The 18,967-nt window shown below is 37.9% G+C and carries 15 protein-coding genes and 1 pseudogene; 10 read left to right on the forward strand and 6 right to left on the reverse strand.

Translation table 11 applies throughout. The annotated features are described in order from the left end of the window. Positions 1-27 precede the first annotated feature (27 nt). A complete protein-coding gene (locus tag R2H34_RS07595) occupies positions 28-1,602 on the forward strand; it encodes an urea amidolyase family protein (protein WP_087540704.1) in 1,575 nt (524 codons plus the stop codon). After that, a complete protein-coding gene (locus tag R2H34_RS07600) occupies positions 1,603-3,336 on the forward strand; it encodes an acetyl/propionyl/methylcrotonyl-CoA carboxylase subunit alpha (RefSeq protein WP_042892513.1) in 1,734 nt (577 codons plus the stop codon). It abuts the gene before it with no gap. A 52-nt stretch (positions 3,337-3,388) separates the two neighbouring features. Here the strand turns inward: R2H34_RS07600 and R2H34_RS07605 are convergent, their stop codons facing one another. Both R2H34_RS07605 and crp read right to left on the reverse strand, forming a co-directional pair. Further along, on the reverse strand, positions 3,389-4,168 hold the full coding sequence (locus R2H34_RS07605) for a M48 family metallopeptidase (RefSeq protein ID WP_004915079.1): 780 nt from the start codon (positions 4,166-4,168) through the stop codon (positions 3,389-3,391). Between the two features lie 205 nt (positions 4,169-4,373). Continuing rightward, positions 4,374-5,081, reverse strand: coding sequence for a cAMP-activated global transcriptional regulator CRP (gene crp, locus R2H34_RS07610; RefSeq protein WP_004915082.1), 708 nt, complete (start codon positions 5,079-5,081; stop codon positions 4,374-4,376). A gap of 147 nt (positions 5,082-5,228) precedes the next feature. Here crp and R2H34_RS07615 point away from each other — a divergent pair, with 147 nt between their 5' ends. After that, positions 5,229-5,657 (forward strand): OsmC family protein, encoded by a 429-nt coding sequence (locus R2H34_RS07615; RefSeq protein ID WP_004953612.1) that lies wholly within the window; start codon positions 5,229-5,231, stop codon positions 5,655-5,657. A 45-nt stretch (positions 5,658-5,702) separates the two neighbouring features. Here R2H34_RS07615 and R2H34_RS07620 read toward each other — a convergent pair. Continuing rightward, a pseudogene (locus tag R2H34_RS07620) lies at positions 5,703-6,503 on the reverse strand (peptidoglycan DD-metalloendopeptidase family protein). A 261-nt stretch (positions 6,504-6,764) separates the two neighbouring features. Here R2H34_RS07620 and clpB point away from each other — a divergent pair. Then, entirely contained in the window at positions 6,765-9,344 is a 2,580-nt protein-coding gene (clpB, locus tag R2H34_RS07625) for an ATP-dependent chaperone ClpB (protein ID WP_004915091.1), read from the forward strand. A 164-nt stretch (positions 9,345-9,508) separates the two neighbouring features. Beyond that, positions 9,509-9,931 carry a hypothetical protein gene (locus R2H34_RS07630; protein WP_004915093.1) on the forward strand — a complete coding sequence of 141 codons (423 nt, stop codon included), beginning with the start codon at positions 9,509-9,511 and terminating at the stop codon, positions 9,929-9,931. A gap of 22 nt (positions 9,932-9,953) precedes the next feature. Here the strand turns inward: R2H34_RS07630 and rlmKL are convergent, their stop codons facing one another. After that, positions 9,954-12,158, reverse strand: a complete 2,205-nt coding sequence (gene rlmKL / locus R2H34_RS07635) for a bifunctional 23S rRNA (guanine(2069)-N(7))-methyltransferase RlmK/23S rRNA (guanine(2445)-N(2))-methyltransferase RlmL (RefSeq protein WP_004915096.1) — start codon at positions 12,156-12,158, stop codon at positions 9,954-9,956. A 191-nt stretch (positions 12,159-12,349) separates the two neighbouring features. On the opposite strand from rlmKL, the gene R2H34_RS07640 reads away from it, so the two are divergent. From R2H34_RS07640 to R2H34_RS07660, 5 genes are all read left to right on the forward strand, one after another. Beyond that, positions 12,350-13,378: a transposase gene (locus tag R2H34_RS07640; RefSeq protein WP_151730688.1), complete on the forward strand. Its 1,029-nt coding sequence runs from the start codon at positions 12,350-12,352 to the stop codon at positions 13,376-13,378. Between the two features lie 119 nt (positions 13,379-13,497). Next, the gene (locus R2H34_RS07645) at positions 13,498-13,854 is read left to right on the forward strand and encodes a hypothetical protein (protein WP_004915099.1); all 357 of its coding nucleotides are present in this window, start codon (positions 13,498-13,500) and stop codon (positions 13,852-13,854) included. Positions 13,855-14,089: 235 nt separating this feature from the next. Continuing rightward, positions 14,090-15,106, forward strand: coding sequence for an aspartate carbamoyltransferase catalytic subunit (locus tag R2H34_RS07650; protein WP_004915106.1), 1,017 nt, complete (start codon positions 14,090-14,092; stop codon positions 15,104-15,106). 11 nt (positions 15,107-15,117) lie between these two features. Then, positions 15,118-16,350, forward strand: coding sequence for a dihydroorotase (locus R2H34_RS07655; protein ID WP_004915109.1), 1,233 nt, complete (start codon positions 15,118-15,120; stop codon positions 16,348-16,350). Positions 16,351-16,482: 132 nt separating this feature from the next. Next, the gene (locus R2H34_RS07660) at positions 16,483-17,265 is read left to right on the forward strand and encodes a Rossmann-like and DUF2520 domain-containing protein (RefSeq protein ID WP_004915112.1); all 783 of its coding nucleotides are present in this window, start codon (positions 16,483-16,485) and stop codon (positions 17,263-17,265) included. A 201-nt stretch (positions 17,266-17,466) separates the two neighbouring features. Here the strand turns inward: R2H34_RS07660 and R2H34_RS07665 are convergent, their stop codons facing one another. Both R2H34_RS07665 and trmB read right to left on the reverse strand, forming a co-directional pair. Beyond that, positions 17,467-17,826, reverse strand: coding sequence for a hypothetical protein (locus R2H34_RS07665; RefSeq protein WP_004915115.1), 360 nt, complete (start codon positions 17,824-17,826; stop codon positions 17,467-17,469). A gap of 347 nt (positions 17,827-18,173) precedes the next feature. Beyond that, positions 18,174-18,890, reverse strand: coding sequence for a tRNA (guanosine(46)-N7)-methyltransferase TrmB (trmB, locus tag R2H34_RS07670; protein WP_004662584.1), 717 nt, complete (start codon positions 18,888-18,890; stop codon positions 18,174-18,176). Between the last annotated feature and the right edge of the window lie 77 nt (positions 18,891-18,967).

The raw sequence follows: 18,967 nt of genomic DNA on the forward strand, positions 1-18,967 counted from the left end.
TTATAGATCATATCGTTGAGTGCTGGAATGAGATTTTTATCGGTTAATGAAAATGCATTTTTAATTGAATTAGATGCTTTAGAAACAACAATTGCAGTATATCAATCACTCAATCAAGCGAATCATCCTTATATTCAAGAATTAATTCCTGCTGCTCGAACAGTCTTGGTGTATTTCGATCCAATTTGGATTGATCAACTTAGCTTGATCAAATGGATTCGTTCCCAAAAAATTGAATTAAAACGATTTAATTCAACTAAAGAAATTGTTATTGGTGTTCATTATGATGGTTGTGATTTAGCAGAAATAGCCGATCATTTAGGGCTAACAACTCAACAATTGATTCGAAAACATACCGAAAGCTGCTGGCAAGTTGCATTCATTGGTTTTGCACCGGGATTTGCTTATTTGATGAGCCATGACCAGCCATTTGGTAGCGTCCCACGCCGATCCTCACCCCGTAAAAAAGTAATAGCAGGGTCGGTCGGTTTAGCAGGAGAATATAGCGGAATTTATCCTAAGGAGAGTCCTGGTGGTTGGCAACTGATTGGGAGAACGGATGAAATCATGTGGGATATTCACCGAGAAAATCCAGCTTTGTTACAGCCTTCTGATCAAGTGATTTTTAAAGATATTAGTCGAAACCCAACACAAACCTCTGTTTCAACAACCCTAGTTCATTCAAATTTAGCAACCCATAAACCCGTTCTATTTGAAGTATTAAATACTGGATTACAAGTCTTAGTCCAAGATCAAGGTCGACATCATGTAGCATCTCTTGGAGTTGGAAGAGCAGGCGCGTTAGATCAGAGTTCTTTTGTTGAAGCGAACCTAATCGTTGGTAATCCTAAACACGCAGCAATGTTAGAAATTTTAAATGGTGGGCTAAAACTTAAAGTCATTCAGCCATCTGTAATCGCAGTGACGGGTGCATTGAGTGAGCTTTGGATTACTTATAAAGAGACAGGTAAAAGACAAGCCAGTTTATCCCAACCAATCGCTTTAGATGAAGGTGATGAGATCTATCTAACACGGCCTAAAGAAGGATTGCGTAACTATCTTGCAGTTCAGGGTGGAATCTATGCGGAGCAAGTTCTAGGTAGTGTCAGTTATGATTCTCTTGCAGAATTGGGTACATCGCCTATTCAGGTCGGTGATCAGATTTATTCTGCTCAGTTAAAAACTTATCCTGTTGAGTTAAATCATTTTGCCCAAACAAAACCAAAAGTAGGCGATGAAATAATTATAGATGTGTGTTTAGGTCCTCGAACGGATTGGTTTTCTAAAGATAGTCTGAAATTATTCTTCAATCAGCGTTGGCAAATCAGTACCGAAAGTAACCGAATCGGATTGAGATTAAGTGGTGAAAAACCGCTAGTGAGAGAGATCGACAAAGAGTTACCGAGTGAAGGATGTTGTACTGGTGCGATACAAGTACCCCCAAATGGTCAGCCTGTCTTATTTATGAATGATCACCCAATTACAGGTGGATATCCAGTCATCGCGAGTGTTGCAGCATATCATCTTGACCTAATCGCGCAGATTCCAACGGGGTGTTTGATTAAATTTAGACAAATTTCAGATTTTATGGACTTAAAATAAATGTACAGTTCACATAAGCTTTTAATTGCAAATCGGGGTGAGATTGCAGTTCGAGTGATTCAAGCTTGCAAAGATTTAGCGATTAGATCGGTTGCAATCTATGCAGATGATGACATGGCGAGTTTACATGTCAAAATGGCGGATGAAGCTTGGGCGCTATCGGGTTTAACTGCAAAAGAAACTTATCTCGATATTAATAAAATTTTGGCAATTGCCAAAAAAGCTCAAGTCACGATGATTCATCCAGGATATGGTTTCCTTTCAGAACGTGATGATTTTGCGCAAGCCGTATTAGATGCAGGGTTTATCTGGGTTGGGCCACCGCCTAATGCAATTCAACAACTTGGTGACAAGATTCAAGCAAGAAAAATTGCTCAATCAGTTGGTGCTCCATTGGTACAGGGCACAGCACAACCACTACAGTCTGCAGAAGAAGCACTAAAGTTTGCTAAACAATATGGCCTTCCGATAGCTATCAAGGCCGCTTATGGGGGCGGCGGACGCGGTTTAAAGGTCGCTTGGGAGCTCGAGGAAGTTGCGAGCCTGTATGAGTCTGCCGTAAGAGAAGCTATAGCAGCCTTTGGACGAGGCGAATGTTATGTTGAACAATATTTGGATAAGCCTAGACATATTGAAGCTCAGATTCTTGCAGATCAGTTAGGTCATATCGTTGTTGTTGGAACACGAGATTGCTCTTTGCAAAGACGTAATCAAAAGCTTGTAGAGGAAGCGCCAGCACCATTTATATCCGATGATATTTATCAGCAAATTGTAAGTTCATCGATCAAGCTATGTCGTGCAGTTGATTATGTCGGGGCTGGTACAGTCGAATATTTATTGAGCCAACAAAATAGCAAGCTGTCATTTTTGGAAGTTAATACACGATTACAAGTTGAACATCCCGTGTCTGAACAAACTTCGGGATTAGATATTGTCGTGGAACAAATAAAAATTGCATTAGGTGAACCGCTTTCAATCCAAGCTACGCCGAAAACCCAAACTCATGCAATTGAGTTTCGTATCAATGCCGAAGATCCTGCACGTGGATTTATTCCCTCATTTGGTCAAATATCCAAATTTATGGCGCCATCTGGTATTGGAATTCGTCTAGACACAGGCGTTATGCAAGGAAGTGAAGTCTCCCGACATTTTGATTCTTTACTTGCAAAATTAATCGTGACGGGACCAACACGTGAGATTGCCATTCAACGAGCTAAAAGGGCTTTAGCTGCTTTTGAAATAGAAGGTGTAGCCACTGTTTTACCTTTTCATAAAGCAGTATTGCAACATCCAGATTTTGTTGACGAATTTAAAGTACATACGCGATGGATTGAGCAAGATTTTTCTCACGAATATGAGGTTCAACAGCGAAGTATGATTCAGGATGATCATCAGTTTGCACGTTTCATGATTGAAATAGATGGGAAGTTACAACAAATTGGATTGCCGAAGGAGTTTTTAAATTTTCAAACCGTTCAACAGCATGTAAAACCTATAGAAGAAGTTAAAGTATTTGATGAAAAAACACTGCTTGCTCCAATCTCAGGTGTAATTACAGCTTGGAAAGTAGAAGACAATCAAATGGTAGAAAAAGGTGATGTAGTTGCAGTGATGGAGGCAATGAAAATGGAAGTTCAGGTAACTGCTCATCGTAGTGGACAGATCAAGCAATTAGCACAGATCCATCAAAATTATTCAAACGATGAAAAGATAGCTGAGATTCATGCAGTTTGAGACCATGATAATAAAAAAGCCACTAGATCATTATCTAGTGGCTTTGTATGGCTTAACGACGGCTTTGATTGTACACAGCCATAGCTGCTGGTAGGTTTTTACGCATATCGCCAATACGTTGAGTATTTGACGGGTGTGTTGATAAGAATGATGCGCCGCCAGGACCATCAAGACGATTCATTTTTTCCCATAAGCTAATTGCCGCGTTAGGATTGTATCCAGCGCGCGCCATTAACATCAAACCGCCGTAATCGGCACGACTTTCGAGATTACGAGAATAAGGTAAACCAATACCAATTTGGCTACCTAAGTTAATTGCTGCATTTCCAGCTTCACCAATATTAGCGCCTGCGTAGCTGGTACCAATACCAATGGCTAGGCTAGTCAGTGCTTGAGCCCCAATTTTGCTTTTAGCATGCTCTTCGAGGGCATGGGTCATTTCATGTCCCATAATTGCAGCGATTTCATCATTGGTTAAATTAAGCTTATTTACGATACCTGTGTAGAAAACAACTTTACCGCCAGGTGCGACATAAGCATTCACGTTGTCAGATTTCAACACTGCAAGCTGCCAATCAAAGCGTTGTCCAGTTTGATTCATTCGATCTGCGTAAGGTTTTAAACGTAAGAAAACCGTATTGATACGTTGATAAGTGCTAGAACTAGTATCAAGTTGGTTTTTAGCACGAGCTTCTTGAGTCATTTTAGAGAAACTTTGTGCTGATTGAGCATTCAAAGTTGCACTATCTGCACCAGCCATATCAGCAAAAGAAGCACAACCAGAAATGGTCATCACTGATGCTGCACAAAGGCTTAAAGCCAGCTTCTTCATACTTATTCTCTCCAAATCAGTATCTTATTGGTTTAATCTTTCATTAGAATTATAAAAAATGTTTGAAGCGCATAACATTCTGAATCTCTCTATAATCATTGTAATTATGTAATCAAACTGAAAAAATGATATTTGAGATAAATCAAAAAATTAAAGCCAGTGTGAGGCACTGGCTTTGTTAAGAGTCACTTGAAGCGTGTAACGATTATTCTTCGTCGTCAAACTCTTCTTCAGTAAATGCATTTTCTTCTAATGATGTATCAAAAATTAAAATTGCTTTACCATCAGTTTGAATCATGCCCTGATCTTCAAGCGTCTTAAGAACACGTCCAACCATTTCACGTGAACAACCGACAATACGACCTATCTCTTGGCGAGTAATACGGATTTGACGACCATTTGGTAAGATCATTGCTTCTGGTTGCGAAGATAAATCAATTAAACAACGTGCAATACGACCAGATACATCAATAAATGCAAGGTCAGTTACTTTACGTGTTGTATTTTTTAAGCGGCGAACTAATTGAGCAAATACTGCGTAGCTCAAATCAGGATATTGTTTGCTTAATTCGTGGAAGTTGTCATATGAAATCTCAGCGATTTCACAAACATCACGAGTTCTTACTTCCGCAGTACGTTGTGGGTTCTTCTCAAAAAGACCCATTTCGCCAAAGAAATCCCCAGGGTTTAAATATGCAACGACAATCTCACGTTCATCATCTTCACGTAAAATAATTGACACCGAACCTTTTAATATTAAATACAGTGATTTTGATTCCGTTCCAGCGTCAACAATCGTGGTGCGTTTAGGGTATCTGTTAATATGAGCACGTTTTAGCAAGGCTTTAACAGATTCAGGTAATTGACCTGGTGATAAAGCATCAGTGCTAAGCTGTGAAAAATTTGAAGTCATGCTTAAAATTTCCGAATTTGGATAAAACCGATCGCACAGGCCTTGTTAGAGCCTTTTCTACACAGAAGAGATGAAATTCCTTATCAACTCATTTTATGTTAGTGTACAAGAACAGAGTAAATTTATAACGTTTTTTGGGTAGTTGCAATGCAAACAAGTGTACATTGGTTAGAGAATGTTGCTTTTGAAGCGAAATCAGAAAGTGGTCACACTGTGCTGATGGATGGTTCCGCTGAATATGGTGGTGAAAACCGTGGTCCACGTCCTATGGAGTTGATTTTAATGGGACTTGGTGGGTGTGCTTCGTTTGATATTGTGACCATTTTAAAGAAATCTCGTCAAGATGTGACGAATGTCGTGTGTCAGCTAAAAGCTGAACGTGCTGACGCGATTCCAGCAGTTTTTACCAAAATCCATTTGCACTTTATTGTGACTGGAAAAGCTGTCAAAGAAAAGCAAGTTGAGAAGGCAGTTGAACTTTCAGCTGAAAAATATTGTTCGGCAAGTAAAATGTTATCTGATGGTGGTGTCGAAATCACGCATGATTTTGAAATTGTTGAAACTGCCGAAGCTTAAGATTGTTTAGATTTTCTAAAAGGTGATCTATATCGATCACCTTTTTTATTTTAAAAATAATTGTGGATCAACTCGTGCATTATTTAAACTCATACCCCAATGCAAATGTGCGCCTGTCACTCGTCCAGTTTTTCCTACAAGACCGATAAGTTGACCTTGACGAATTGCTTGACCTTTTTCAACATCAATTTTACTTAAGTGGCAAAACATGCTGATTAAGCCCTGACCATGATCAATCATGATGGTATTACCATTGAAAAAGTAGTTTCCAGTCTGAACGACAATACCATCAGCAGGTGCAATTACTTTTTGTCCTACAGGTGCAGGAATATCTAATCCAGAATGCGGAGCACGTTCTTCTCCATTAAAAAAACGCTTCCGACCAAATGAATTACTGAATTTACATTTAGTTGGACTGATAAAATTGGGAAATTGAGTCCAAGTACTATTTATAAAAGAGTCGTAAATATCATTCTGTTCTTTGGCTTCGCGAGCATAGCGGTCAAGTTGCGCTTGAGTTGGATTTACATAATCCTGATTTTTTACGTTTAAACGTTGCTCAGCATATGAGAATGCTTTGATCTCAATTTGAATTGGGGCGATATTCGTTTCAAGGTTCAATATTCCAACAGGAGCAGATAATGGAATACCGAAAACAGCATATCGTTTAGAATTTTCACGAGAAATTAAAACAGGTTTATGGTTATAAAACACCTGCGTTATTTGGTCTGATAATGGTATTACCGCAATTCCTCCCGCTCGACGCGAGTCTTTAGGTAATTAAGCTACTGAGACTGATGAAAGTGTAATAAGAACTGAAGAAATAACAAACTTATTAAAATACATTGCTTTTAATGACATGAAATTATTTATGTCAAAGTAGGTCAGATTGAAATTATAAGCAATAGTCCATTTGTGATATTTCAACACATTAAAAATTTATAAAATTACACTTGAAATAGGGAGTTTATAGTCCCATATTATTACTGAGTTTTATCAATGATGATTAATATAAATTTTTGAAATATATATTAATTTTATTTGAAATTTAAAAATTAGTTCCCATCTTAATTACAAGTTGAAAATTTGTTGTGAGGAATAACAAGAATGCGTTTTGAAAAATTTACAAACCGTTTACAGCAAGCTCTTTCAGATGCTCAATCGTTAGCAATAGGTAAGGATCATACAGCGATAGCAGGAATTCATATTCTGACAACCTTGTTAGAAGAGCCTGCTAATTTAAGCTTATTACAACAGGCTGGCGCTCGCTTACCTGAGTTAAAGCAGAAATTAGAGCAAGCTTTAAAAAATGCTCCAACATTAGCAAACCCAACAGGTGATATTAATCTTAATCCTGAAGCGGTAAAGGCATTGAATCTTGCGGATCGCTATGCACAGAAAGTTGGTGATGAGTTTTTATCAACAGATTGGGTATTGTTGGGTTTAGCTGAGACAGGCGAAACCAAAACTATTTTGAATGGTGTTGGTGTTACAGCAGAGAATTTACGTAAAGTCATTGAAAATATTAGAGGAAATGACAAAGTTATGAGTAATAATCACGAAGATCAACGTGACTCATTAAATAAATATACGATTGATTTAACTGAGCGTGCATTGGCAGGTAAGTTAGACCCTGTGATTGGGCGTGATGATGAAATTCGCCGTACCATTCAAGTGTTGTCGCGCCGTACCAAGAATAACCCAGTGTTAATTGGTGAGCCTGGTGTGGGTAAAACCGCAATTGTTGAGGGGTTGGCACAACGGATCATCAATGGTGAAGTACCTGAAAGCTTGAAGAATAAGCGTGTACTCTCTTTGGATTTGGGCTCATTACTTGCGGGTGCAAAATATCGAGGTGAGTTTGAGGAGCGCTTAAAAGCCGTTCTAAAAGACCTTGCGAAGCATGAGGGTGAAATCATTCTCTTCATCGATGAGTTGCATACACTTGTTGGTGCTGGTAAGGGTGATGGTGCGATGGATGCAGGTAATATGTTAAAACCTGCTTTGGCTCGCGGTGAGTTGCGTTGTGTAGGTGCAACGACTTTAGATGAATATCGTCAATACATTGAAAAAGATGCTGCACTTGAGCGCCGCTTCCAAAAAGTCTTGGTAGATGAACCGAGTGTGGAAGATACGATTGCAATTTTACGTGGTCTTAAAGAGAAATATGCAACACATCACGGTGTACAAATTCTAGACTCAGCGATTATTGCTGCTGCTAAAATGTCTCATCGATATATTACCGATCGTCAGTTACCAGATAAGGCGATTGACTTGATTGATGAAGCTGCATCGCGCATCAAAATGGAGATCGACTCTAAACCTGAAGCTTTAGATAAATTGGATCGCCGCTTAATTCAGTTAAAAATGCAACTAGAAGCGGTGAAAAAAGATGAAGATGCGGGTAGTAAAGCTGAAGTTAATCATTTAGAGCAACAGATTGCTGAAAAGCAAAAAGAGTACAATGATCTAGAGGAAATTTGGAAAGCTGAAAAAACACTGGTCGAAGGTGATAAAAAAGCTCAAGTTGAACTTGATCAAGCACGTGTTGCTTTAGAAAAAGCAAAGCGTGAAGGTGATTTAGCTGAGGCTGCACGTTTGCAATATGGTGTGATTCCAGAGTTACAAAAACGTTTGGAACAAGCTGAAGTCGCTGAAGAAAATGAGGAACCAAAACTCATTCGTACTAAAGTGACTGAAAATGAAATTGCTGAAGTGGTAAGTGCAGCAACAGGAATCCCTGTTTCAAAAATGCTTCAAGGCGAGCGTGAGAAACTTCTTAATATGGAAGAGTTTTTACATAATCGTGTAGTTGGGCAAGATGAAGCAGTCGTCGCCGTATCGAATGCAGTTCGTCGTTCACGTGCAGGTTTGTCAGATCCAAATCGTCCAAGTGGGTCATTTTTATTCCTTGGTCCAACTGGGGTTGGTAAAACTGAGTTGACTAAAGCATTAGCAAACTTTTTGTTTGATAGTGATGATGCGATGATTCGTATTGATATGTCTGAATTTATGGAGAAGCACTCAGTTAGCCGTTTAGTCGGTGCCCCTCCAGGTTATGTTGGTTATGAAGAGGGCGGTGTTTTAACTGAAGCTGTACGCCGTAAACCTTATAGCGTTGTACTGTTTGATGAGGTGGAAAAAGCACATCCAGATGTATTCAATATCTTATTACAAGTGTTGGATGATGGTCGTTTAACGGATTCGCAAGGTCGTGTGGTTGACTTCAAAAATACGGTTATCGTAATGACATCTAACCTTGGTTCACAAGATGTTCGTGAATTAGGAGAAGGCGCAACTGATGATGAAGTGAGAACTGTTGTGATGAGTGCTGTAAGTCAGCATTTCCGTCCAGAGTTTATCAACCGTATTGATGAGCTAGTGATCTTCCACTCACTACAAAAAGCTCAGATACGTGGTATCGCAGATATTCAGTTAGATCGTTTACGTTCTCGTTTGAGTGATCGTGATATGGGCTTAACTGTTGATGATACAGCGTTTGATCTGTTAATTGATGCTGGTTTTGACCCGATCTATGGAGCTCGACCTTTGAAACGTGCGATACAACAGCAAGTTGAAAATAGTCTTGCTCAAAAAATATTATCAGGTGAGTTCCAACCAGGAGATAATATTTTGATTAAAGCTGAGGGTGGACAACTGGTATTTGATAAAATCAAACTCAGTTAAATTTTAAAATCTTCAAGTAAAAAAGATGGTGACATAAGTCACCATCTTTTTTTGTATTAAGCAATTTATCAGATTTTTCAATGAATATTACCAATGACATTGCGACATTATGAAAAACTTGATACTTTCTGAGCAAATAAGAAAAAAATTCAGGATGAATTGCAATGGAAAAAAAGCAGCACTATTACACCAATATCGGTGTAATTTTGTTCATAACCGCTCTGCCTTTGAAAGGTTGGGCTGTTCAGCCACTATCAGAAAGGATTCTTGCTCAACAAACAGCTATATTAAACAATACCTTACCTTATATTATTCAGAAAGCTGAACAAGATGCTCAGAAGCCTGAGGAAGAGCGGTGGCGTGCTCAGCGAATTTTAAGTGATAATTATTTGCGAGAAATTCGTATTGAAACGCTTTTAGATGGTGTTCTGTCGCCATACGAAGAACAAAAGAAAAATAATGTCGCTGACTTGCGAGAAAAGAAAAAGGCAACGATCAAGCCTCATGCACAAGATCCAGATCGCTTTACGATATATGAGTTTGAATCATCAAATATCAAAGGTGAGATTCGGATTACTGTCAAGTAACCCGATCTCTTGGATGATTTACTTAGATTTGTTGATGTTGGATTTTCCAAGCACGATGGATTTTGTGATTTCGTTTGAAATCTAAACCGATGGTTTCAGACGTGATTTCCTCAATCTGATACATCGCTTCAATTTCTTCATCTAACTCAAACCCACGATAGTTGTTTGAGAAATACAAGGTACCATCACTTGTTAGGCGATTCATTGCACGTTTAATTAATGAAACATGATCTCGCTGAACGTCAAAAGTCCCGTAGAATTTCTTTGAGTTTGAGAAAGTAGGTGGATCAATAAAGATTAAATCATATTGTTCATGACCTTCTTTTAACCACTCAAAGCAATCACTCGCAAAGAACATATGTTGTTCATCGGCATGATCAACAGTTAATCCGTTCAATACAAAGTTTTCTTTAGACCAGCTCAAGTAAGTATTAGATAAATCCACACTCGTTGTGCTTGCTGCACCACCTAAAGCGGCATGTAAGCTTGCTGTTGAAGTATAACTATACAAATTAAGGAAGTGTTTTCCACGTGCTTCTTTTGCAATTCGTAAACGCATTTGACGATGGTCTAGGAATAGACCTGTATCCAAATAATCAGTCAAGTTTACTAAGATACGTGCTTTACCTTCTTGTACGATAAAGCGTTTTGATGCTGTACTTTGCTTGGTATATTGATTTGTACCCGTTTGTCTAGCACGTGTTTTGATAAAAATCGCATCACGATTTAGACCTGTAACTGCACGAATAGCAGCTAAAGCCAAATTGAAACGTTTTTTAGCTTTTTCAGGATCAATACTTTTTGGTGGGGCATATTCTTGTACGTGTAATCGATCACCATAAAGATCGACAGCAACATTAAAATCAGGCAAATCTGCATCATAAATACGTAAACAGAATACGTTTTCTTTTACAGCCCATTTTTTTAGGTTTTGCATATTTTTTTGCAAACGGTTTGTAAAATCTTCTGCACCTTCAATTTTTTCGAATTGTTGAGGTTGCCATGTCGCTAGATATGGTTGAGTAACTGTTGCTGGTTTAATTGTCCCGAATCGAGTGTAGATCGGTAATTTACCATTCATCAAACGTAAAGTTTGTGGATCATTAAATGCCAAAACATCCGCTTGTTCAATTTGCGCAGCGATGATTGCAGCACGTTGATTTGGAAAATTTTTCTGTAATAAGCTAGATAAACCTAGATAAAGTGAGCGGTTAGATGCTTTATCACCTAAACGTTCACCATAAGGAGGATTCGTTACGATAAATGCTTTTTTACCTTCAGCATGGAAATCATCCCAATCTGCTAAAGTACGTTCTTCAATCTGGATTTGATCCAATAGTTTTTCGAAGCCAGCAGCAATAATATTTTGACGCGTCGCTTTAACAGCTTCCCAATCAGCATCGTAAGCATAAAATTTTGGTAAATCTTGTTCTAGCGCTTTTTCATGGCGTTCAGCAGCTTCGGCTTTGAGAGATAACCATAAATCACGATCATGCCCATGCCAACCATTGAATCCAAAACGTCTCACTAATCCTGGTGCACGATCAGTGAGTATCATGAGTGACTCAATGATAAATGTTCCTGAACCACACATTGGATCTAAAATAATATCAGGTCGATAATTTGCTAAATCTGCTTTTAGTAATATCGCAGCTGCAAGGTTTTCTTTGATCGGAGCGTCAGTCATAAAGCGGCGATAGCCACGCTTGTGCAATGAGTCACCCGATAAATCTAAGCAATAAGTATGTTCAGTTTTGCCAGCCAAAGCATAAAGGGTAATTTCAGGCTGTTTAATATCGATACTTGGACGCTTACCAACAGCTTCCATAAACGAATCGACAACACCATCTTTCACACGTAAAGTTGCAAATTGAGTGTTTACTTTAATGTCTCGTTCAACATGTAAACGCACTGCGAAGGTGCTTTGCGGTGCAAAAATGAGAGACCAATCAAAGCTGATTGCACCTTCATAGAGTTCTTCTGCGACATCACGAGCATCGTGAGTATGTTCTAATTCGTGAGTGTGGATCGGTAACAACACGCGGGAAGCAAGTCTAGACCACATACAAACACGATAAGCATTTTCTAGTGTACCTTTAAATACCAAACGTCCAGCAAAGCGTTGAATGTTTTGAATACCTAAATTTTCAAGTTCTTGTTGTAATAAGGTTTCAAGTCCATCCGCACAGGTCACCCAATAGTTTGTCAGACGTTGTGTAGAATTCATGCACATTTCCAAAAAAGCAGTTCAGCAATCGGCTATTTTAACTGATTTTTAATGAAACTGTCGGTGCAAATTTGTGTGATCGACCGCATTATTGACTATTATTTTTAGTATTTTTTAATCAATTTTCATAAAAATTAGGACTTACGCATTGACGGATTCAAAAAAGTACTAAAATACTTTATAAAGTATCTGTGATCAGACAAATTAAACATGCTTCTACAGCAACTTGTACTCTACCCATTTATATGGGCTTTCTCATGACAGAACCGAACTCTATTAGCTGCACACAACTTGCCGAGACTTATAATATCTCGCATGATAGTGTAAATCGCTTTCTAGAGCGTGAAGATTACACACCTCACGACCTATATCAAGAATCAATTCAACATATTGATAATAACAAACTTATAGTCAGTATTGATGATACTGTTTTAGATAAACCATATAGTCAACATATGGACTTAGTTAGTTATTTTTGGTCAGGCAAACACCACCGATCCGTCAAGGGTATTAATCTCATTACCTTGTATGCGACAGATCAAAATGGTCAAAATATTCCAATTAATTTCCGAATTTATGACAAATCTGAAAGTAAAACCAAGAATGATTACTTTATGGATATGTTAAGTGAAGTACTCAGTTGGGGTGCAAAGATTCAATTTATTACAGGTGATAGTTGGTATTCATCGACTGGAAATTTAAAAACCATAAGAAAATATGGTATTCGATTTATGTTTGGTATCGACTGTAACCGTAAGGTTTCCCCAGAAAAAGGACAATGGTTTCAACTGCGTTTATTGCCAGATTTCCATCAGGGTCAAGTAGTCTGGCTCAAAGATTTTGGCTTTGTACAATTATTTAAGACTCAGTTAAAAGAACAGCAGAGGTTTTATATTGTGCATCAAGATGAAGATGATTTATTGTCCTTTGAGGGTTTTCATGAATTACATTCAAGTCATTGGAAAATAGAGCAATATCACCGGGTGATTAAACAGGTTTGTCATATTGAAAAGTTTCAAGTAAGACGATCTAAACTGATTTTGAATCATATTTTTTCAGCCTTGATGGCCTACGTTGAGATACAAAAGAACCAGTTTGAGCGGATCTTTGAAAATATATATCGTTGGCAGAAGAAATTATTTAGACCAATGATCAAAAACTTCATTGATGACTTTATTCTCGATAAAAATCATCTGCTACCACAGAGAATCTATAAATAATAGTGCGTAAGTCCTAAAAATATTATTTAAGTTAAATATGTATTTAATTATTGGTACATATTTTGCTTTCTATGTGATGAATCAAGAATATACATTTCTCCCAACGACGTGAGGACTTTATGAAAGAAAGCATGAATAGTGAAATTAAGGTAAATGCTGAAGCTTTTGCTATCGCAACACAAATGTATGTTCGTTTAAGACGTGTATCCAGTCGTGTAATTGATGTGATGTACTTAGTTAACAATAAAGAATATGCAAAACACATTATAGAAATTGCGTTGGAAACAAGTGACCAAGAGTTGGCTCACTATGTTGATCGTTTACGTCCATTAATAGATTTATATCCAGAGCCTACGTTAGCCATAGTTGAAAATAAAAAGCTAGAAGAAACAGAAGAAAGCTATTTTATGGAAGTTACAGAAGAAGAAATTTATAAAGCTCAAGTCGCTCACCATTATATTGGTGCATTGCGATAAGTGATAATAATAAAAAAACAATAAGTGAAAAATAATTACAGCGTTACAAGGGTGTAGAGCTTTTTCTACATCCTTATTTTTTTGATTTTCTTTTCATCAAATTACCATGCAGAGAAAATATTAAATCGTTATTGTAGATCACCAATAAAAAGTTTTGCTGAGTGCTGAAAACTTCAACGACGAAAGAAATATAAAATCTGTATAATGCGTTAACTTAACGTATAAGGAATCTCTTATGCACGTGGCAGCATTGCATACTTTGAGTCAGATACAGCTCAATCAACAAGGAAATCTCAAGCATTTTTTAACGATTGAGGGGCTTTCAAAAGAAAGTCTGACTAAGATTTTGGATACAGCACAAAGCTTTTTAGATGATAATAATAATTTGATTAATCGTCCGCTTCTAGAAGGGCGCACGGTAATGAATCTATTTTTTGAAAACTCTACTCGTACACGTACTACCTTTGAAGCAGCAGCTAAGCGTTTATCCGCAAATGTATTAAATATTGATATTGCACGCTCAAGTACATCTAAAGGTGAAACTTTGCGTGACACGCTGTGGAATTTAGAAGCTATGGCTGCGGACGTATTCGTCGTGCGTCATTCCTCTTCAGGTGCAGCGCACTTCATAGCAAAAGATGTATGTCCTAAGGTCGCAATTATTAATGCAGGTGATGGTCGTCATGCGCACCCAACGCAAGCGATGCTAGATATGCTGACCATTCGCCGTGAAACTAAAAAGCCTTTTGAGCAATTAAGCGTTGCAATTATTGGTGACATCAAACATTCACGTGTTGCACGTTCAAATGTCGCTGCTTTGCAGACATTGGGCTGTAAAGACATTCGAGTGATTGCACCGAATACTTTGTTACCTGTGGGTTTTAATGAATACGGTGAACATGTTCGCTTGTTCAATCAAATGGATGCAGGTGTGACTGACTGTGATGTCATTATTGCATTACGTATTCAGAATGAACGTATCGACTCTCCAGCATTATCATCTCAATCTGAGTTTTACAAGATGTATGGTTTAAATAAAGAACGTCTTGCTTTAGCTAAACCAGATTGTATTGTGATGCATCCTGGACCGATGAACCGTGGCGTTGAAATTGATTCGAGTGTCGCTGATGGCGATCAATCAGTGATTTTAAAACAGGTCACGAATGGTATTGCGGTTCGCATGGCAGTATTGGCACTTGCGATGCAAGGTCAGCTCCAAGAACAAGGTTTAATTGAAGCGATTGCTGTATAAGGGTGCTACACATGAGTATTGTAAAAATTGAAAATGTTCGTGTACTCGATCCAATTCAAAAAACAGATCAAGTTAAAACTGTTTATGTAGAGAACGGTAAAATTGTTGATGCAGCATCTCAAGTTGATCAGACGATTGATGGTCAAGGTAAATGGTTAATGCCAACTATGGTTGATCTCTGCGCGCGTTTGCGTGAACCAGGACAACAACAGCACGGCACATTAAAATCTGAGGGGAGAGCTGCGCGAGCAAACGGTATTTTGCATGTAATTACACCTCCTGACTCAAAGCCGATCGTGCAAGATAATGGTGCGTTAATCCATGGTCTAATTGAGAAAGCTCAACTAGATGGTGGTATTTATCTTCAAATTATTGGTGCTCAAACTCAAGGTTTAAATGGCAAGCAACCTTCTAATATGGCTGGTCTAAAAAAAGGTGGCTGTACTGCGGTTTCAAATGCTAATGCCGCCTTTGAAAATGATGATGTTGTGATTCGTACGCTTGAATATGCTGCTGGTCTAGATTTAACAGTAGTATTTTACGCAGAAGAGCCGCAAATCGCGAAAGATGGTTGTGCACACGAAGGCTTTATTGCATCGCGTCAGGGTTTGCCAATGATTCCTGCGATTGCTGAAACTGTTGCGATTGCTAAATATTTACTCATGATCGAAGCAACAGGTGTAAAAGCCCATTTTGGTTTATTGTCATGTGGCGCGTCTACTGATTTGATTCGTGCTGCGAAAGCCAAAGGTTTGCCAGTAACTGCGGATGTAGCAATGCATCAACTTCATTTAACTGAACAATTGACGGATGGATTTAATTCTCTAGCACATGTTCGTCCGCCACTGCGCTCTGAACAAGATAAAGCTTTGTTGCGTCAGGGTTTAAAAGAGGGCGTGATTGACGCTATCTGTACCCATCACGAACCATTAAGTAGTTCAGCAAAAATGGCTCCATTTGCTGAAACTCAGCCAGGTATTACAGCGTTCGATACCTATGTCGGTTTGGGTGTTCAGCTTATCCAAGAAGGTGTTTTTGATGCTTTAGAATGGGTCGAAAAAGTTACCTTAAATCCTGCTAAAGTTGCCAATATGACTGAACGTTGGAAACAAGAAGCAGGTTGGGTACTGATTGATCCAGAGCTAGAGTGGACTGTTTCAAAAGAAACAATTTTATCTCAAGGTAAAAATACACCGCTATTAGGTCAAACCTTGAAAGGCAAAGTGCTTCAGACATTTATCTAAACTTTATTTCTAAGCAGAATAGGTCAAGTTACTTATTCTGCTTAATTATTTCAATTAGTTAATTCATTATTGTGATCTTTTCTTAAAGAGTTTATTGGTAGATTATTTCGCTTCTAAAAAGGTTCTATAAAAATGAGAATTACATTCATTGGTGCAGGGCGTGTTGCCTATCATTTAGCAAAAGTACTCCATCCTGATCACCAGATTGTACAAGTTTTTAGTCGTGATTTAGAAAAAGCCAATCGTTTAGCATCGTTAGTGGATGCTGTTGCCATCAGTGATTTTGAGCAATTAAGTTCTGATATTGATCTAGTGATCATCGCTATTTCAGATCAAGCAATAGCTCAAGTTATTCAAAAAATTAGCGCTTCTTTGCAGCAAGTATTAATTGTACATACTTCAGGAAGTACAAGTTTAGAAGTTCTTTCAGTAGTTCACGACAAATCAGGTGTATTTTATCCTTTACAAACATTTAGTTATGAACGAGAGATTGACTGGACTACAACGCCTGTGTTTGTCGAGGCTGTAAACAATCATGATTTGGATTTACTCACCTCATTAGCAGGTAGTTTGACTCAGAAGGTTTACCAATACAGCTCTCAACAGCGTCAGACATTGCACATGGCTGCTGTTTTTGCATGTAATTTTAGTAACTACTGTTATGATATTGCTAAACAAATTGTTGATGAACAACAGGTCGATTTTTCTTTACTTCACCCATTGATATTGGAGACTGCACAAAAAGCAACGATCAATGACCCTAAAGAAATGCAGACAGGTCCAGCCATGCGTGGTGATGAAAATATTTTAAAAATGCATCATAACTTATTAAAAAAAGATGCAAGAAATGATCTTGTTGATGTTTATCAGCTCTTAAGTGAAGGTATTAAGACCCGTCATTTACATGGTAAATAACCATAAATGTATGAATTGTATAATCTTTTTTTATCTAAACTAAGCTCGGTCGTGTTTGCATTTTTTTATAATTAATAATAAGAGCGGCAGGTTGAATAATGCCTGTATTAGAAAACATAAGTATTGTTTATAAACACATTTAGCTGATATGAGTTGTTTAAATATCAGCTTAGAAATTAGGTAAATGTGTCTTGAGCTTAATCAATTCTTTTGTTTAAAACGATGTTTGCATTTTAGACATAAATAATCTTGGAAAATATTCTTGTCGATCACGACACCTGCTTTTTTTCCGAAAATATTACCAACGACGCCACCTGTAATCCCGACACTAATTGCACCCACGAAAGTTCCAATAGTTCCACCAACAATTACACCTAATGGACCTGCTACAGTTCCGATAGCTGCTCCAACTGATGCACCAGTTGCTGCACCACCTACTGTACCAGCAGTTGTGCCAGCAGCAGTCATTAAAACGCCACCTGTAGTTTTCAGTAATTTGTCATGATCACGTACTTCGATTTCTGTAGAACCACATTTGGGGCATTGCAGAGTTTTTTCCATAAAACCAACCTATCTTCATCTTTGGGCTAAATCATTGCACTGGATAGAGCACTCATTGTTTATGAAGCAATAATTTCTTCATTTGAGATCAAAATGATTCATTTTTTATTTTAGCTAAACATGAACAAAAAATATTTATAGATCATGTAAATAGAGGGCTGTAAATTTGAACACATTTGATTTTACAAAGTAAGCATATAGGTTTGATAGGTACAGCTTTTATAAGTTGTTTTAATAATTCACTTTTTGTCTTTTATATTTGAAATTTAAAATTGAGTTGGTTTTTAATAGGTTGAAATAGCATTAAATGTTGATATTTAATGCTATTTTTTAATTTTGATGAATTGCTACTTTATTTTTTTGAAAATAAAGTCATTGATCTTATGACCAGATTCAAGCCCACGACGTTCGAATTTGGTCACTGGACGCCATTCAGGGCGAGGGTAGCTATTACCTTTACCTGCTAAATTTTCCATATCAGGACGATTGTCCAAAATATCAAGCATCCATTCTGCGTATGGTTCCCAGTCAGTAGCTGCGTGGAAAGTCCCACCAAGTTCCAACTTCTGTTCAACTAATTGCATACGCTCATGTATCACGAAGCGGCGTTTAAAATGACGCTTCTTCTGCCATGGATCTGGGAAATAAAGTTGTACACAGTTAATACTGTTGTCTGGCATTTCACGTAATACTTGGATTGCATCAGCATCCAATACAAATAAGTTCTTTAAACCTGCCATGCCTGCTTCATAGACACATTGTGCGATACCAGGAACATGCACTTCAATGCCGACAAAGTTGCGCTCAGGGTTTGCTTTAGCCATGAGTACTAAAGAACGTCCCATACCAAAACCGATTTCAACGGTTAATGGACGTTCGGGATGCTCAAAGTGCTGACGTAAATCACCAACAGGGTATTCCAAAATTAAATCACGATAATCTTCTAAAGCAGTACGTTGTGACGTATTGAGCGGAGCTGAACGACGCATAAACGTCACAATTTCACGGTGCTCAGGCAAATTGTCGAGTTCCGTAATTTGCGTTTCTAACTGATCGTTTGACATGATTCTGGAGATATAAATATAGAAATGCCGTATTTTAAGTGTTCAGGTGTTCAAGTCAAACTTTTAAATCGTTTTAT

Source organism: Acinetobacter sp. 16, from assembly GCF_033439925.1.
In the GTDB taxonomy this organism is placed as follows: domain Bacteria; phylum Pseudomonadota; class Gammaproteobacteria; order Pseudomonadales; family Moraxellaceae; genus Acinetobacter; species Acinetobacter junii.

Coding starts and splice junctions, on each gene's coding strand:
- R2H34_RS07615 (WP_004953612.1), top strand. CDS start 5,229: ATGCAAACAAGTGTACATTGGTTAGAGAATGTTGCTTTTGAAGCGAAA.
- R2H34_RS07595 (WP_087540704.1), top strand. CDS start 28: ATGAGATTTTTATCGGTTAATGAAAATGCATTTTTAATTGAATTAGAT.
- R2H34_RS07650 (WP_004915106.1), top strand. CDS start 14,090: ATGCACGTGGCAGCATTGCATACTTTGAGTCAGATACAGCTCAATCAA.
- R2H34_RS07600 (WP_042892513.1), top strand. CDS start 1,603: ATGTACAGTTCACATAAGCTTTTAATTGCAAATCGGGGTGAGATTGCA.
- R2H34_RS07630 (WP_004915093.1), top strand. CDS start 9,509: ATGGAAAAAAAGCAGCACTATTACACCAATATCGGTGTAATTTTGTTC.
- R2H34_RS07605 (WP_004915079.1), bottom strand. CDS start 4,168: ATGAAGAAGCTGGCTTTAAGCCTTTGTGCAGCATCAGTGATGACCATT.
- trmB (WP_004662584.1), bottom strand. CDS start 18,890: ATGTCAAACGATCAGTTAGAAACGCAAATTACGGAACTCGACAATTTG.
- crp (WP_004915082.1), bottom strand. CDS start 5,081: ATGACTTCAAATTTTTCACAGCTTAGCACTGATGCTTTATCACCAGGT.
- R2H34_RS07655 (WP_004915109.1), top strand. CDS start 15,118: ATGAGTATTGTAAAAATTGAAAATGTTCGTGTACTCGATCCAATTCAA.
- R2H34_RS07665 (WP_004915115.1), bottom strand. CDS start 17,826: ATGGAAAAAACTCTGCAATGCCCCAAATGTGGTTCTACAGAAATCGAA.
- rlmKL (WP_004915096.1), bottom strand. CDS start 12,158: ATGAATTCTACACAACGTCTGACAAACTATTGGGTGACCTGTGCGGAT.
- R2H34_RS07645 (WP_004915099.1), top strand. CDS start 13,498: ATGAAAGAAAGCATGAATAGTGAAATTAAGGTAAATGCTGAAGCTTTT.
- clpB (WP_004915091.1), top strand. CDS start 6,765: ATGCGTTTTGAAAAATTTACAAACCGTTTACAGCAAGCTCTTTCAGAT.
- R2H34_RS07660 (WP_004915112.1), top strand. CDS start 16,483: ATGAGAATTACATTCATTGGTGCAGGGCGTGTTGCCTATCATTTAGCA.